We start from the raw sequence: 16029 nt of genomic DNA on the forward strand, positions 1-16029 counted from the left end.
CGCCAGCCGGCGAAAGGCCGGTTTGCCGAACGCCATGCCTAATATATAATAAGGTGTAAAGAACATACAGCCCCAGAAGGCAGAAAACATATAAAATGACAACATCGCATATCCAGAATATCCTATATGCTGCGCCCCGTGAAGCACGCTCTGCAGGAGTGATGAGGCTCGCGGAACGAGGATGGGCTTTGCTGCTCCTGCTCCTCCTGCTGCCGCTGACGATGCAGGCACAGGAAGACGACATGTATAAGATGGAGATAGGAGCCGGTGTGGGACTGGTGAGCTATGAGGGCGACTTCAACGGGAGCGTGGCAAAGAACGCACAGCCCGGAGCATCCCTCGTGTTGCGCCGCGTGTTCAATCCATATATGGGACTGAAACTCAATCTCCTCTACGGCAAGCTGAAAGGCGACTCCGACGGGGAGAAGACATACTATCCCGACTATCAGCAGGAGAAATACAGCTTCAGCAACACGCTGATGGACCTCTCGCTGACATACGAATACAACTTCTGGCCCTATGGCACGGGACGTGACTACAGAGGGGCGCAGAAGCTAACGCCATTCGTGTTTCTCGGTCTTGGAGCCACATACGTGAAGACAAGCGACAAGAGCGTCTTCACCGGAAACTTCCCGCTCGGAGTGGGAGTGAAATACAAGTTGGGAAAGCGGGTGAACCTCGGACTGGAATGGGCAATCCATTTCTCCCTCAGCGATGAGCTTGACGGAGTGAAGGACCCTTATATGATAAAGAGTAGCGGACTGTTTAAAAACACCGACTGCTACTCGGCTCTGCAGCTGACGCTGACATACAGCTTCATGCAGAAATGTAGAACTTGCAACAGTGACAAATATGACTGACAACCAGAACATTATACCCCTGGATATGGAGCGCATACCGCAGCATATCGCCATTATCATGGATGGTAACGGACGGTGGGCTACGGAAAGAGGAAAGGAGAGAAGCTACGGACATCAGGCCGGAGTGGAATCGGTGAGGAGAATAACATCGGAGTGTACGAGACTTGGAGTGAAATACCTCACGCTATACACATTCTCCACAGAAAACTGGAACAGACCTGCCGACGAGGTGGCAGCCCTCATGGGACTCGTGCTCACGGCACTGGAAGACGAGCTGTTCATGAAGAACGACGTGCGCTTTCAGGTGATCGGCGACATCGACCGTCTGCCGGAGGAGGTGCAGAAGAAACTGCAGGAGACCATAGACCATACCGCCGACAACAAGGCAATGACAATGGTCATAGCCCTCAGCTACTCGTCAAGATGGGAGATAACGAAGGCGGTGAAGGAGATATCAACGCTCGTGGCAGAAGGAAAAGCCAAGGCCGACGACATCAACGAGGACTTCATCAGCAAGCATCTCGTCACCAGTTTCATGCCAGACCCCGACCTGCTGATACGCACCGGAGGAGAGCTGCGCATATCAAACTACCTGCTATGGCAGATAGCATATTCAGAACTCTATTTCTGCGACACATACTGGCCCGACTTCGCCGAGGCAGACCTTCACAAGGCGATAGCCAGCTACCAGTCAAGGCAGCGACGCTTCGGAAAGACAGAGGAGCAGGTGGAACAGGAGGAAAACTGAGGCAAAAGGAGAACAAGAAGACAAAAGATTATACGACATAAACAACGATGAATAAGTTATTAAAGAAAGTGCTGTTGTGCATAGCAGCGGTGATAATGGCATCCGATGCCTGTGCACAGGAGAAGATCGTAAACCCAGACATAACATACGCTGGATCACCACGCAACTGCGTCATCGCCGGCATCGCCGTATCAGGTGTGGACGGATACGAAGACTATATGCTGACAGGTATCTCAGGACTCACCGTGGGACAGGAGATATCTGTGCCGGGACAGGAAATCACCGACGCCGTGAAAAGATACTGGCGCCATGGACTCTTCTCAAAGGTCACCGTAGCCGCCGACTCCATCATCGGTGACAAGATATTCCTGCATTTCTATCTTGCCACCCGTCCGCGTGTGTCAGTAATCAACTACACGGGAGTGAAGAAATCGGAAAGAGAAGACATGGAGACGAAACTCGGACTGCTCAAAGGCAGCCAGATAACTCCAAACATGCTCGACAGAGCGAAGACCCTCGCCGAGAAATACTTCAAGGACAAGGGCTTCAACAATGCCGAGATAACGATAACCCAGATTGACGACATCTCCAACAAGAACCAGGTCATCCTCAATGTTGATGTGGACAAGAAGGAGAAGATAAAGGTGAGAAACATCACCATCGATGGCAACAAACAACTGTCTACCAAGAAGATAAAGGGTGGACTCTTCTCAAAGGGCGCCCTCGGCAAGATCCGTGAGGCAGGCAAACTGTCGAGCTTCCTGAAAGCCACCAAGTTCACGCCGGAGAGATATAAGGAAGGCAAGCAGGCGCTGCTCGACAAATACTACGAGCTGGGATACCGCGATGCCGCAATACTGGAAGACAGCGTGTGGGAAAACGACCCCAAGCATGTGAACATATATCTGAAAGTCACAGAAGGAAAGAAATACTATATCCGCAACATCACATGGGTGGGCAACACCGTATTCACCACCGACTATCTCAGCCGTGTGCTCGGCATGAAGAAGGGCGATGTGTATAACCAGAAGCTGCTCGGCAAACGACTCAGCGAAGATGAGGACGCCGTGGGCAACAACTACTGGAACGACGGATACCTCTTCTATAACCTGCAGCCGACAGAGGTGAACATCGTGGGCGACTCCATCGACCTGGAGATGAGAATCTTCGAGGGACAGCAGGCACATATCAGCAGAGTGCGCATCAACGGCAATACAAGACTCTATGAGAACGTGATACGCCGTGAGCTCCGCACAAAGCCAGGCGACCTCTTCTCGAAGGATGCCCTGCAGCGTTCTGCCCGTGAGCTCGCATCGATGGGACATTTCGACCCGGAGCAGATACAGCCAGACGTGAAGCCGAACTACGAAACAGGAACCGTGGACATCTCCTACGACCTCGTGCAGAAGTCAAACGACCAGGTGGAGTTCTCGCTCGGATGGGGACAGACCGGTGTGATAGGTCGTGTAGGACTGAAGCTCAACAACTTCTCGATGCGCAACCTGTTCAACAAAAACCGTGAGCACCGCGGCATCATGCCTATCGGCGACGGAGAGACACTCTCGCTCGGCGCCCAGACCAACGGTTCATACTATCAGTCGTATAACGCTTCATACTCCACAAACTGGTTCGGAGGCAAGCGACCGATACAGTTCACCGTCGGTGCATACTTCTCAAAGCAGACCGACGTGAACAGCAACTACTACAGCAGTGCGCTGATGAACAACTATTACTACAACTTCTACGGATACGGAAGCTCAAACAACTTTAACTACGAGAACTATCTCGACCCAGACAAATATGTGGAGCTGTTCGGAATATCAGTGGGATGGGGCAAGCGCCTGCGTTGGCCTGACGACTACTTCACCCTCTCGGCAGAGGTGTCGTTCCAGAGATATATGTTGAAGAACTGGCAGTACTTCATCGTGACAGATGGTAACTGTAACAACCTCAACTTCTCGCTCTCGCTCTCAAGAACATCTACCGACAACCAGCTCTTCCCACGTCGTGGATCAGAGTTCCTGGCTTCTGTGACAATCACTCCGCCATGGTCAAAGTTCCAGAAGAAAGACTATGCCAACCTTGCCACCGACCCTCAGTCGCCTAACTACAAGGACGAGCAGCAGGAGAAATACCGTTGGGTGGAGTATCACAAATGGAAGTTCAAGGCACGTACCTTCACTGCCCTCACCAATGGCCAGAAGTGCCTCGTGCTCATGGCACGCGCCGAGATGGGACTCCTGGGATCATACAACAAGCACAAGAAGTCACCGTTCGAAACATACTATGTGGGAGGTGACGGTATGAGCGGATACTCTTCAGGCTATGCAGAAGAGACCATCGGACTCCGTGGATACGAGAACGGTACGGTGGGATACAACAGCTATGCCTACGACCGCTTCACCATGGAGCTTCGCTATCCGTTCCTGCTCGGCAACACCACAATCTACGGGCTCACCTTCGTGGAGGCAGGTAACGCCTGGAGCGACACCAAGAAGTTCAACCCGTTCGACATGAAGCGCTCTGCCGGTATCGGTGTGCGTATCTATCTGCCGATGGTGGGACTGATGGGTATCGACTGGGCATACGGTTTCGACAAGGTGCTCAACGGATCATCGTATAAGAGAGGCGGATCGCAGTTCCACTTCATCCTCGGTCAGGAGTTCTAAATAATGGATAAAGAAAATATTAACACAATGAAGAAACTATTGTTTATCGCCGTGATGCTGGTTTCAGCATTGGGCATGAGCGCACAGAAGTTCGCTCTCGTCGATATGGAGTATATCCTCAAGAATATCCCTGCCTATGAGCGTGCCAACGAGCAGCTCTCTCAGGTGGCAAAGAAATGGCAGGCAGAAGTCGACGCCATGGGCACAGAGGTGCAGACGCTCTACAAGAACTATCAGAACGAGTCGGTATTCCTTTCGCAGGAGCAGAAGAAAGCCCGTCAGGAAGCCATCCTCGCCAAGGAGAAAGAGGCAAGCGAACTGAAAAAGAAATATTTCGGACCGGAAGGCGAACTGTTCAAGAAGCGCACCAGTCTGATGACCCCTATACAGGAGGAGATATACAATGCCGTGAAGGACATCAGCGAGCTGCGCGGATATTCCCTCGTGCTCGACCGTGCTTCAGACACCGGCATCATCTTCGCTTCGCCAAAGGTGGACATCAGCAATGAGGTGCTTACCAAGCTCGGATATTCAGCCAACTGATTTAGTGATGGATTATTTGGTGGGTAATAAAAAACATATTACATTTGCACCGCACAGAGAAAAGGTGGAAAGACAAGAATAATATTAATAACAAAACAAATAAACAACGAAAATGAAAAAACTGATTTTAATGTTGATGTTGTTCGCTCCTATCGCAACATTCGCACAGAAGTTCGGACATGTCAACGCACAGGCCGTTATGGAGAGCCTGCCAGAGTTCATTAAGGCACGCGCTGAGGTTGAGGGTCAGGCAAAGGTCTATGACAACCAGCTCAAGGAGATGCAGACAGAAATCCAGAAGAAGGCTGAGGAGTATGACAAGACTCAGGCTACTATGAACGATACCAAGCGCAAGGAGACAGAGGCTACTCTGCAGGACCTCTACCAGAAGTTCCAGCAGGCTCAGCAGGATAACGCTCAGGCTATCCAGAAGCTCCAGAACGAGAAGCTCCAGCCTATCGTTACAAAGCTCCAGAACGCTATCAAGAACGTTGGCAAGGCTGGCGGTTATGTTTACATCATGGACCTCTCAAGCGGTATTCCATACATCAGCGACACTCTCAGCAAGGACGTTACTGCTGACGTGAAGGCTGAGCTCAACAAGCTGAAGTAATACAGACCGCAAATACGGTGGACAGTGAATGAGGCGGATGACGAAAGTCTGAAGCCGGAGACGGCAGTCACCGTGGAGATATTACATACGGAGTGTGTCAAAAGTAGAGGACTGCGCCTTATAACGCTCCTTGCTTTTGACACATTCTGCTTTAAATCAACAACACCTATCAGATTATGAAAAGAATTTTCTTATTTCTCTTCGTTGCCATCTTCGCTTTTGCTGCTGAGGCACAGGATTTCAAGTTCGCTTATTTCAGTTATGGCGAAGCCCTCAAGTCGATGCCCGACTATGAGCTGGCTGCCACCAATGTGAACAAGCTGCGCAACCAGTATGACAACGAACTGAAGAAGGCAGAAGACGAGTTCAACGCTAAATATGAGGACTTTCTCGAGAACCAGCGCACCCTCGCTCCAGCCATCCTCGACAAGCGTCAGGCAGAGCTGCAGGAACTGTTGCAGAAGAACCTGAAGTTCAAGGAGGAAGCCAAGCGTCTGCTCTCTCAGGCAGAAAACGATGCCTTCGCTCCTCTCAAGCGTAAGCTCAATGCAACGGTAAAGAAAATCGGTATGGAGCGTGGCTATGCCTTCGTGCTGAATACCGACGGCGACGCCTGCCCGTATGTTGACAGTACCAAGGGCGATGACATCAGCGTGATAATCGCTGACGCACTGAAATAATCCCCAACCGGTCCATAAGACTGATTGGGAACAATTGCGTAACAACTATGGTTTGCAATCATATAAACATCATACTACTATGATTGAATCTACAGGTAAAACAGGTCCTATCGGAGTGTTCGATTCCGGCTATGGCGGACTGACCATCCTTCATCAGATGCGTCAGCTGCTGCCGCAGTACGACTATCTCTATCTCGGCGACAACGCCCGTGCTCCGTATGGTCCGCGGTCGTTCGACATCGTATATCAGTTCACTCGTGAGGCAGTGGAGAAACTGTTCAGCATGGGATGCCATCTCGTCATCCTCGCCTGCAACACCGCCTCCGCCAAAGCCTTGCGGTCGATACAGCAGAATGACCTGCCGCAGATAGACCCCAACCGCCGTGTGCTCGGCGTGATACGTCCCACGGCGGAATGTATCGGCAGCATCACGCAGTCGCGCCACGTGGGCATCGTTGCTACCGCCGGAACCATCAAGAGCGAGAGCTATGTGATGGAGATACACAAGCTCTATCCCGACATCACCGTGACGGGAGAGCCATGCCCCATGTGGGTGCCGCTGATAGAAAACAACGAATATGACAGTCCAGGTGCCGACTATTTCGTGGAAAAGCGCATCGGCAATCTGATGCGCCGCGACCCGCAGATAGACTCCATCATCCTCGGCTGCACCCATTATCCGCTACTTCTGAACAAGATTCTGAAGTATGTGCCGCGTGGTGTGCGCATCGTGCCGCAGGGCGAATACGTCGCCAACAGTCTGAAAGACTATCTCATGCGCCATCCTGAGATGGATATGCGCTGCTCCAAGCACGGCACCTGCCATTATCTCACCACAGAGAGTGCAGAGAAGTTTCGTGAGTCAGCACAGCTCTTCCTCAACGAGGATATCGATGTGGAGCGTGTCGTGTTGGGATAAACAACAATTTCTCCCGATTTTCTTGCTTTTCCCATTTTAAAATCTTATGTTTGCACCTTGGAAAGTGCAGATGAATCCAGAATATGCACCTTTGAAGGTGCATTTCTTGTAATTAAGTGCACCTTTGAAGGTGCATTTTGTGGTATTATATGCACTTTGGAGAGTGCAAACTTTATTATGGAACCAACTTCGGCGGTATAAAAATAATACGGATATGGATATTACACTTGTTAACTTCATGAACGAACAGTTAAGTCTTGTAAGTTTAGACTTCAAACGCTATATGTATGAGAAGTTGCCTTGGGAGGCAAGGCTCGTAGGGTTGATGGGACCGCGTGGTGTCGGTAAGTCAACAATGATACTGCAGCGAATCAAGGAGATGGCAGAGGCAGATCAGCAACAAACTCTCTACATATCGGCAGATCACAGTTATTTCACCACCCATACCTTTGTGGATACAGCTGACGAGTTTGTTAGAGAAGGTGGTAAATGGCTGTTTATAGACGAAGTTCATAAATATGACGGCTGGTCGAGAGAATTGAAGCAGATTTATGATTCCCATCCAGAGCTGCATATATTCTTTACTGGTTCTTCAGTACTTGATATTCTTGAGGGTGAAGCCGATTTGAGTCGGCGTGCATTACTGTTTGATATGCAGGGGCTGTCTTTCCGTGAATACCTCGAATTGTTTCATGGCATCAAGACACCAGTCAGGAGTCTTGAGGATGTGTTGGATGGCAATACACGTATCGAAGGCATTCTCCATCCCATACCATTGTTCAACAAGTATTTGCGTGAAGGCTATTATCCATTCGCAGAAGAAGGCTATGTGCAGCAGAGACTGCAACAGGTGGTTCGCCTTACTATGGAAGTAGACATACCACAGTTTGCTAATATGTCGCCAGCTACGGGTAAGAAATTACGTAGGATGCTGACGATCATAGCCGGTAATGTGCCTTACAAGCCGGAGGCTACAGGTCTGGCAAATGAAATAAAGGTGAGCAGAAATGATATCCCTACTTATCTGCTATATATGGAAAAGGCAGGTATGATAGGTCAGTTGCGCGATGAGACAGGCGGAATGAGAGGCTTGGGAAAGGTGGAAAAGGTTTATCTTGACAACACCAATCTGATATATGCCATATCTGGCGAGAATGCCAACATAGGTAATGTCAGGGAAACGTTCTTTTACAACCAGACCCGTCTGGCATGTGATGTTACATCTTCCAAGGTATCAGACTTCGCCATAGGTAAATATACTTTTGAGATTGGAGGAGCAAAGAAAAGCCACCGCCAAATAAGGGATGTTGAAAATGCTTTTGTGGTGAGGGATGATATGGAATATGCAAATGGTGATATACTCCCGTTATGGAGTTTCGGACTATTGTATTGATTCCAATCTGTGGAACTCCAAATTATTTCAGAATTTCCAACGCAGCTGCAACTGTATGTCGGTGAGAGATGATGCATCCACCTGCTGCAGTGCCGTTCCCACTTGCGAACGGTCGAAATACGTTGTCGTGCCAGCCTTTGCCATCACGTATAGACGCTTGGTGGGCATATACTTCATGATGAGCGCATAGCGGATTCCTTCGCCGTAATACGACGGGAAGGAGAAATCATAAAGCATGCCGCGTTCATAGCTGTATATGCTGCTGTAGTAATCGTCGGTGTGGAAATATCCGCATGTGGCGTAGATGGCGAAGCGGCGTATTGCCGTGGTGCCACCGCCGAGAGAAGCCATATATCCGTTGCTGCGCTCTTTGAACACCGTTGTGGTGCCGTCTATCTGAGCCTTTATGCTCCAGCTGCCGCCATCGTATAGTGCCGCCAAGCGAGCACGTTGGTCTGTCTTGTAAATCAGTGCCGTCTTGTCGGCATTGTCTTTCTGCCGTTTCTTCAGCCGGTAGCGCCCTGTCAGCGTGAGGCGTCCTGTGGTGTAAACGGCAGAAAACAGGTTATCGAAAGAACGTGATGCCGTTGATGCCTGATACCGTGCCCACGGGAAATAAGCTGCGTCGGCGTAATAGCTCAGCAGCAGACCGCCAAAGGGCTTCCAGTCAGCCCCCACATACACTCCGCTTTCGTTTTGCACTCTTCCTCCGTCGCTGTAGCTTTGAGAGAAGAGCGAATAATACTTGTATGAATAATATCTCTGCACGAGGCGCATGGTGAAATTAGACGCCAGGCGGTATGACATCGTGTTTATCGTAGCCCATGCGTGGCTGCTTCCCGTTGCTGTTTCTCCCCTGAAGGAGAACAGTCCGCTGCGGTAGCCATAGTCTACGCTCATGCCATAGAAACGTTCGCCATGGGGATAATATCTGCGGTAAAGCGAATTGGTGTTTGGGCTGAGGCGCTTGTCGAGGCTCGTGTAGTATGCCGACACGCCGCCAACGAAATGCGACTTCATGAACGAGAGGTTCGCTCCGGCGGCAAACTGCGAAGCGTTGTTTTTCTTCTTCATCTCCGTCTCCGTGCGGTGGTATCCAGTCTTCAGTATCGTGGCTATAGAACCGTCGTCGTTGTTCAGCGTGGCGTCGATATACCGGTATGATACGAAAGCAGTGAGATCGAGACATGGAGAAATCCTCACCGTGGCGGCACCGCCCTGCATATAGTTGCCGGATGACCGTGAGGAATGCGGACGGATAGCAGTCCCCGTCTTGTTGAAAGAAGCCATTGAGGTGGTCTTTCCTATCGAGAAATCATTGTTCACGAGCAATCCCATTCCCATCTTCACCTTGTAGCGTCCGAGAGTGAGAGCCTTGAGGCGTCCGAGTTTCCTTATAGAGAGATAATATGAATAGAAGTCGTAGCCCATGCTGTTGCGGCCAGAGAAAAACGGTTCGCCGGCATCCTGCGCTCCCACGATGCCCAGTCTGAAATTGTCGGTATAGCGGTATTCGTAGCGAATGCTGTGGCGGTATTTATATCCCATATACCCGTTTTTGTCACCTTTCCGCTCGTAGAGAGGAATGTTGCCGGTGGCGGTGAGGATGTTCTCACCGTATTTGATGATGTTTTTGAGCGTCAGTGAGCTGCGCTTCTCCACGGGAGTTATCACTATGAAGTATGGCAACAGCCGTCGGTTGGTGAATGTCAGAGACCGTATCATGGCGAGTTCGGCTGTGGTTTTCATCTCCTGGTTTCGGTATATATATTCCAGGATGTCAGCCACCTCGTCATCGCTGAGGAATGGTATGCGCTCAAGGTCCTCGCGGGTGGCGTGGTTGATGTCAACCGGCGACTGTTCGAGGTCGCACAGCGCATCGTACATGGATTCCCACTGCGCCACATCCTCGTCGCTGTCGTCCATCATTTCGCCTATAATCGCCTGCCAGGTGTGTTGCTGTGATGTAGCCTCCTCTTGTGCCGATGAGCAGAGAGAAACGGCGAGAAACAGAATGACAAGCATCCCGTACCTACGGATTATTGATATAAACCTTGCGTTTGTGAGCATGTTGCGGTATGGTATTAGAATTGTGATTATATTCAATATGTTGCTTTTCAGCTTGTATGATACAAAGGTAATGAAAAAAACGGACAAAGAGGTCGGGCTTGATTATTTCTCAAAAAAAAACATCACCCACAATCCTTCCGGATCATGGGTGATGCTGATAGGTTCTTATTTCAGAGAGATGCCGTTATGCCATCTCTTCGATAGCCTTGTCTCCACGCTGACCTTTGTCGCGGCGGCTCAATGTCATGTAGGCAATAGGAGCAGCAACGAAGATAGATGAGAGAGTACCGAATATCACACCGAGAATCATTGCGAACGCGAAGCTGCGGATGTTGTCACCACCGAGGATGAAGATACAGAGCAACACGATCAATGTAGTGAGAGAGGTGTTCACGGTACGGGCCAGTGTCTCATTCAGAGAGTTGTTGAATATCGTGAAGAAGTCGCGCTTCTTGTAGAGGCCGAGGTTCTCGCGGATACGGTCGAATACCACAACCTTATCGTTGATAGAGTAACCGATAACGGTAAGGATAGCTCCGATGAACGTCTGGTCGATCTCGAGAGAGAAAGGAACGACGTTCCACAGGAGTGAGTAGAAGCCCAATACCACTACAGTATCGATTGCGAGGGCAACGCTGGCTCCGAGAGAGAATGCCAAGTTGCGGAAACGCAACAGAATGTAGAGGAAGATGGCGATGAGGGCGAAGATGACGCTGATGATAGCACCGTATGTGATATCCTTAGCCACCGACGGACCTACCTTTGCACTGCTGATGATAGAACCACCGGCACGCACGTCAGGATTCTTGAAAGCCTCTACGCTCTTCTGGGTTACCATACCCTCCTTGCTCAACGCCTTGAAGAGGATTTCCTCTACCTCGTCGTCGATTGTAGGGCTGTTAGACTCTATCTTGTAGTTGGTAGAGATACGGATTGTCTTGTGGTCAGTACCCAATGCCAATGCGCTTACAGAACTGTTAGGGAACGAGGTCTGCAGAGCTCTTGACACATCCTCCGGCTCAACAGCCTTCTCCAGTTTCACAACGTAGTTGCGACCACCGGTGAAGTCGATGCTCTTGCTCAAGCCGCGAACGAAGAAGCTAACCACGAATACTGCAATGAGAATACCAACTATTGTGAAGGTCTTCTTATACATGTTCATGAAGCCCACGTGGTTGTTCTGCAAGAAGTTGCGGGAGAGACGTGTGGTGAAGTTCTGTTTCAGCCACTTGTCCTTAGCCAGGCGGTTTTCGTAAACGAGGCGTGTGAGGTATACTGCGGTGAAGAATGAGCAGCAGATACCGATGATAAGAGTAGTGGCGAATCCACGTACAGGACCTGTACCGAATACGAACAGGATAACACCAGTGATGATAGAGGTGAGGTTGGAGTCGAAGATAGCCGAGAAGGCATTTCCGTAACCAGCCTTGATAGCCTCACGCAGAGCCTTGCCCTTGCGAAGCTCCTCCTTCGTACGTTCATAGATAAGCACGTTAGCGTCGACCGCCATACCGAGTGTCAATACGATACCGGCGATACCAGGCATCGTAAGCGCCGCCTGGAACGACGTCAGGATTCCGAGTGTGAAGAAGAGGTTGACGAGCAAAGCGAAGTTTGCCATCATACCAGGGATGAAGTCATACATGAGAACCATGTAGAGCATCAAGAGGATGAACGCCACGGCGAATGAGATGAGACCCTGCTGGATTGACTGTGCACCGAGTGTAGGACCAACCACGTCTTCCTGCACGATACGTGCCGGAGCAGGCATACGTCCGGACTTCAGAGTGTTTGCCAAGTCCTTGGTGTCCTCAATGGTGAAGTTACCTGTAATCTGAGAGTTACCGCCTGAAATCTCACCGTTTACGCGAGGTGCGCTATATACGGCACCGTCGAGAACGATGGCGATAGCCTTGTTGATGTTTGCCTTTGTCATCTCTGCCCAGCGGCGTGCACCGTCAGAGTTCATCGACATACTTACGCTTGGACGGTTGCTCATCTGGTCGAACTCATCCTTGGCGTAGGTGATCACGTCACCTTCGAGAGGAGCATGGCCGTTGCTCTGTGTAACCTTCAGTGCATAAAGCTCATAAACGTTCTTTACAGAAAGTCCGTCAGCCGGCTTCGCACCCCAAAGGAGCTTGAGGTCAGAAGGCAGAACCTGCTTTGCGGCAGCAGAATAGATAATCTTGTTCACGGCAGCAGTGTCGCGCACGTTGGCATAACCAACAACGCTGAGAGAACCCCGTGGCGCGAGCTGCAGAACTGCGAGAAGCGGATTTGTCTTCTTTGCCTGTGCCATCTGTGCGCTCTCAGAGCTTGCAGCAGCCTTGGCAGCGCTGTTCTTGTTGGCGTTGACCTTGAGCTTTGCAGGAGAAGTCTTCTCGGCAACCTCAGCCTTCTCGGCAGCGTCGTTCTTCTTCTCAGTGGCAGCGGTGTCTTTCTTCACCTCGCCGCCGTTAGCCATTGTCTGGTCGAGCTGGCGCAGGTAAGGAGTGATTTCCTCGCTGTTGTATGTCTCCCAGAATTCAAGGTTTGCGCTACCCTGGAGGAGCTTGCGCACACGCTCAGGCTCACGAACACCAGGCATTTCCACCATGATGCGGCCTTCCTGGCCTTCGAGCTTCTGGATGTTAGGCTGTACGACACCAAACTTGTCGATACGGTTGCGAACGACGTTGTATGAGTTGTCGATAGCCGACTGCACCTGTGAGCGGAGAGCCTTCTCCACCTCCTTGTCGGAGCTCTGGGTGCTTACCTGTCCCTTGAGCTGCTGTGTGGCAAAGATTTCTGCCAGGCGGTGGCCAGGTGCGTTCTGACGATAATACTTGATGAAGAGAGAGATGAAGTCGCTCTGACTTGTCTCTTCCTCCTTCTTAGCCTGTTCCATAGACTTCACGAAGGCAGCGTCTGTCTTGTGGTCAGCCAGTGTCTCCACTACGTCCGGAACGGAAATCTCCAAGATAACATTCATACCGCCCTTCAAGTCAAGACCCAGACCGATCTGGGTTTCGAGACATCTCTGGTAGGAATAAATGCCGAGGTACTTCACTGAGTCTTTGTAATCCTGCTGAGCAATAGGATCTTTTATCTTTGCTGCCTCGCTGTCATAATAGTTTGTGGCAACGGAGAAAGACAAATAGAAGATGCTTGCAAGGGTCATCAAGACTGCCAGTACAATTACAATTCCTTTGTTTTGCATTTTGTTTTTATTGATTTAATTATAGTTTTTCAGATATATCCTGCATCATTGCCTTGCTGCTCTGAAGCGGGACTCCGCAGGGGCTCCCCGAGGCTTTGATACGTGAAGTTTCTTGTCGGGGCATGATGGTTTCCGTGTGAGAAAGCACAATACAGCCCTACATAGCGTGCAAAGATACTGATTTTTTTTAAACTTCTTAAACTGTCAGTGTGTTTTTTTATCATTATGCAGAGATTTCTTTACAAATCCCCACAGAGGATAGTGGTCGGAGACATTGATGCTCCTGTCTACGGTGAAGTTGTAGGGGTGCCAGTCGTTGGAGCACATCACGTTGTCGATGCGCACGTAGATACGGTTGTAGTGATAGGATATGCCGGGACCGTTGGCTGTCGTCACGTAGCAGTCGGTGAGGGTTCTGGCGAGCAGATGGTGGCAATATGAGATGGGGGTGTCGTTGAAGTCGCCGAAGAGGAGGATAGGTTCTCCCTTGCGGCTTTCTATATATCTGATGACACCTTCCACCTGAGGCACCCTGCGCTTGGCTGCTTCGCCCAGACGCACTATCATGCGCTTGGAGTCCTGGCGTACGGAACGGTTCTCCCAGTCTCCCTTCACGATATTGCGGAACTCGCTGCGCTCTTCCAGGGTGAGGCCCGATGTCTCGAAGTGGCAGTTTATCACTGTGGTGCGGTCGCCGTCGATAAGCACCTCGTAGGCTCCGCACATGCAGCCGGAGAGTTCGGGGTTGATGCGCGTCTTCGACAGTATGGGGAATTTGCTCAGCACTATCTGCACCTCGCCGTTCACGCCGTTGCGCATGGTGTCGATGTATTCGTATTCCTTCTTGAAGGCGTCGCGTATGACATCAGAAAACGCCGCCTCCTGCATGCAGACTATGGAGGCACCGCTGCCGTTCACGTAGTCGGCTATCTTCTGTATGCTTGCCGAGTCGCCGTTGTGGAACATATACACGTTGTACGACATCACCTTTATGGCGCCGTCGGGAGTGGAATGCAGCATGTTGAGTGGTGAATAGAAATGTGCCGGAATGTAGCACAATACGTATCCCGCTAACGGTATGAGCGTGAGGCGCTTCCATGTGAGCAGAAACAATACGAGGAAGCCGCCGTTTATGAGTAGGAATATGGGGAAGACAAGTCCGACATTGGCAAAGAGGGGGTGCTCCACGGGGTTCAGCTTGTAGCTGTATCCCACGGCCAACATCACGCATACCGTGACGGCACTCGCTGCCGCCAGCATGTGCATAGTGAACTTCTTGACTTTGTCCATCCGCTTATTTCTTGCCGTTTTCAAAGAGTTTCCTCTTTTCCTTTTCGCTCAGACTGTCGTATCCGCTCTTGCGTATCTTGTCGAGGATATGGTCTATCTCCTCCTGTTCCTTGTTCTTGCGGGCGTTGTAGTCCCAGTCGCTCTCCCTGCTGCCTCCGCCGAAAGAAGAGTTGTCGTGACCCGGCTTCTTGAAGCGTGAGAAGAAATCTTTCAGTTTGTCGGCAATGCTTCTGCCGCCGGTGCTGCCATAGCCCGAACCATATCCGCCACCATAGAAACCGCCGCCGTATCCACCGTTGGGATGGCGCTGCCAATAGCGGATGAGCAGATAGCCGAAGAGCATGCCGCCGAGGTGTGCGAAATGTGCCACGCTGTCGCCTGGCATTCCGAGGCCGAGCGAAAGTTCAAGCACGGCATATATTGCAACGAACCACTTTGCCTTGATGGGCACGGGTAGCGGGAATATGAATATCCTCTCCTCCGGAAACAGCATTCCGAAAGCCAGCAGTATGCCGTATATCGCTCCGGAGGCACCCACTGTGGTCCAGGTGTTGAGTGCGAACTCGTTGGCATGCACCGCCGTCATCACGTCACCGATGCCGAACTCCGGATATGCTCCCTTCATCGTGAGATAGAAGGAGATGAACTGTGCCACCATCTGTATCAGACCGGCTCCGATGCCGCAGGTGAGATAGTAGGTGAGGAAACGCTTCGGTCCCCACACCGTCTCCACGATGCGTCCGAACATCCATAGGGCGAACATGTTGAAGAAGATGTGCGACAGACCGGCGTGCATGAACATGTATGTCACGAGCTGGTACAGGTGGAAGTCTGACACGAGGAAGAAATGCAGTCCAAGCAGACTGTTGAGGTCGATATTCAGTCGTGAGAAGACGAAATATGCCGCGAACATCAGCACATTTATTATCAACAGGTTTTTCGTTATCGTAGGAATATTGCGCATAATATTAAAACGTCATTATTTGATTAATTCAGGTGGCAAAAGTACTAAAAATATCCGTGAAATGCTATTATAGAGGGG

The 16029-nt window shown here is 50.7% G+C and carries 12 protein-coding genes; 8 read left to right on the top strand and 4 right to left on the bottom strand.

What is annotated here, in order from left to right; genetic code table 11:
* Positions 1–161 precede the first annotated feature (161 nt).
* The 8 genes from porG (at position 162) to ACDC99_RS11355 (ending at position 8425) form a co-directional block, all read left to right on the top strand.
* Positions 162–860: a type IX secretion system protein PorG gene (gene porG, locus ACDC99_RS11320; RefSeq protein ID WP_042519267.1), complete on the top strand. Its 699-nt coding sequence runs from the start codon at positions 162–164 to the stop codon at positions 858–860.
* On the top strand, positions 853–1608 hold the full coding sequence (locus ACDC99_RS11325; RefSeq protein WP_022316699.1) for an isoprenyl transferase: 756 nt from the start codon (positions 853–855) through the stop codon (positions 1606–1608). The genes porG and ACDC99_RS11325 overlap by 8 nt, the downstream gene beginning before the upstream one ends.
* Positions 1609–1655: 47 nt before the next feature.
* Positions 1656–4277, top strand: coding sequence for a BamA/OMP85 family outer membrane protein (locus tag ACDC99_RS11330; protein ID WP_044080386.1), 2622 nt, complete (start codon positions 1656–1658; stop codon positions 4275–4277).
* 27 nt (positions 4278–4304) lie between these two features.
* On the top strand, positions 4305–4820 hold the full coding sequence (locus tag ACDC99_RS11335; RefSeq protein WP_022316701.1) for an OmpH/Skp family outer membrane protein: 516 nt from the start codon (positions 4305–4307) through the stop codon (positions 4818–4820).
* A gap of 112 nt (positions 4821–4932) precedes the next feature.
* Positions 4933–5433, top strand: a complete 501-nt coding sequence (locus ACDC99_RS11340) for an OmpH/Skp family outer membrane protein (protein WP_042519127.1) — start codon at positions 4933–4935, stop codon at positions 5431–5433.
* Between the two features lie 176 nt (positions 5434–5609).
* A complete protein-coding gene (locus ACDC99_RS11345) occupies positions 5610–6113 on the top strand; it encodes an OmpH/Skp family outer membrane protein (protein WP_022316703.1) in 504 nt (167 codons plus the stop codon).
* 79 nt (positions 6114–6192) lie between these two features.
* Entirely contained in the window at positions 6193–7032 is an 840-nt protein-coding gene (gene murI, locus ACDC99_RS11350) for a glutamate racemase (RefSeq protein ID WP_022316704.1), read from the top strand.
* Between the two features lie 214 nt (positions 7033–7246).
* Positions 7247–8425, top strand: coding sequence for an ATP-binding protein (locus tag ACDC99_RS11355; RefSeq protein WP_042519125.1), 1179 nt, complete (start codon positions 7247–7249; stop codon positions 8423–8425).
* Positions 8426–8452: 27 nt separating this feature from the next.
* On the opposite strand, the gene ACDC99_RS11360 is transcribed toward ACDC99_RS11355, so the two are convergent.
* From ACDC99_RS11360 to ACDC99_RS11375, 4 genes are all read right to left on the bottom strand, one after another.
* A complete protein-coding gene (locus tag ACDC99_RS11360; RefSeq protein ID WP_370756775.1) occupies positions 8453–10531 on the bottom strand; it encodes a helix-hairpin-helix domain-containing protein in 2079 nt (692 codons plus the stop codon).
* A gap of 148 nt (positions 10532–10679) precedes the next feature.
* Positions 10680–13643, bottom strand: coding sequence for a protein translocase subunit SecDF (secDF, locus tag ACDC99_RS11365; RefSeq protein WP_370756929.1), 2964 nt, complete (start codon positions 13641–13643; stop codon positions 10680–10682).
* Positions 13644–13901: 258 nt separating this feature from the next.
* Complete coding sequence (locus ACDC99_RS11370; protein ID WP_022316708.1) at positions 13902–14987, bottom strand: endonuclease/exonuclease/phosphatase family protein; 1086 nt, start codon at positions 14985–14987, stop codon at positions 13902–13904.
* Positions 14988–14991: 4 nt separating this feature from the next.
* Complete coding sequence (locus ACDC99_RS11375) at positions 14992–15951, bottom strand: rhomboid family intramembrane serine protease (RefSeq protein WP_022316709.1); 960 nt, start codon at positions 15949–15951, stop codon at positions 14992–14994.
* Positions 15952–16029 lie beyond the last annotated feature (78 nt).

It is taken from the genome of Prevotella pectinovora (genome assembly GCF_041323955.1).
GTDB classification, from domain to species: Bacteria; Bacteroidota; Bacteroidia; order Bacteroidales; family Bacteroidaceae; genus Prevotella; species Prevotella pectinovora.

What these genes read in the sequence shown, in the direction of transcription:
- porG (WP_042519267.1), top strand. Translation starts at nt 162, where the DNA reads ATGAGGCTCGCGGAACGAGGATGGGCTTTGCTGCTCCTGCTCCTCCTG.
- ACDC99_RS11325 (WP_022316699.1), top strand. Translation starts at nt 853, where the DNA reads ATGACTGACAACCAGAACATTATACCCCTGGATATGGAGCGCATACCG.
- ACDC99_RS11330 (WP_044080386.1), top strand. Translation starts at nt 1,656, where the DNA reads ATGAATAAGTTATTAAAGAAAGTGCTGTTGTGCATAGCAGCGGTGATA.
- ACDC99_RS11335 (WP_022316701.1), top strand. Translation starts at nt 4,305, where the DNA reads ATGAAGAAACTATTGTTTATCGCCGTGATGCTGGTTTCAGCATTGGGC.
- ACDC99_RS11340 (WP_042519127.1), top strand. Translation starts at nt 4,933, where the DNA reads ATGAAAAAACTGATTTTAATGTTGATGTTGTTCGCTCCTATCGCAACA.
- ACDC99_RS11345 (WP_022316703.1), top strand. Translation starts at nt 5,610, where the DNA reads ATGAAAAGAATTTTCTTATTTCTCTTCGTTGCCATCTTCGCTTTTGCT.
- murI (WP_022316704.1), top strand. Translation starts at nt 6,193, where the DNA reads ATGATTGAATCTACAGGTAAAACAGGTCCTATCGGAGTGTTCGATTCC.
- ACDC99_RS11355 (WP_042519125.1), top strand. Translation starts at nt 7,247, where the DNA reads ATGGATATTACACTTGTTAACTTCATGAACGAACAGTTAAGTCTTGTA.
- ACDC99_RS11370 (WP_022316708.1), bottom strand. Translation starts at nt 14,987, where the DNA reads ATGGACAAAGTCAAGAAGTTCACTATGCACATGCTGGCGGCAGCGAGT.
- ACDC99_RS11375 (WP_022316709.1), bottom strand. Translation starts at nt 15,951, where the DNA reads ATGCGCAATATTCCTACGATAACGAAAAACCTGTTGATAATAAATGTG.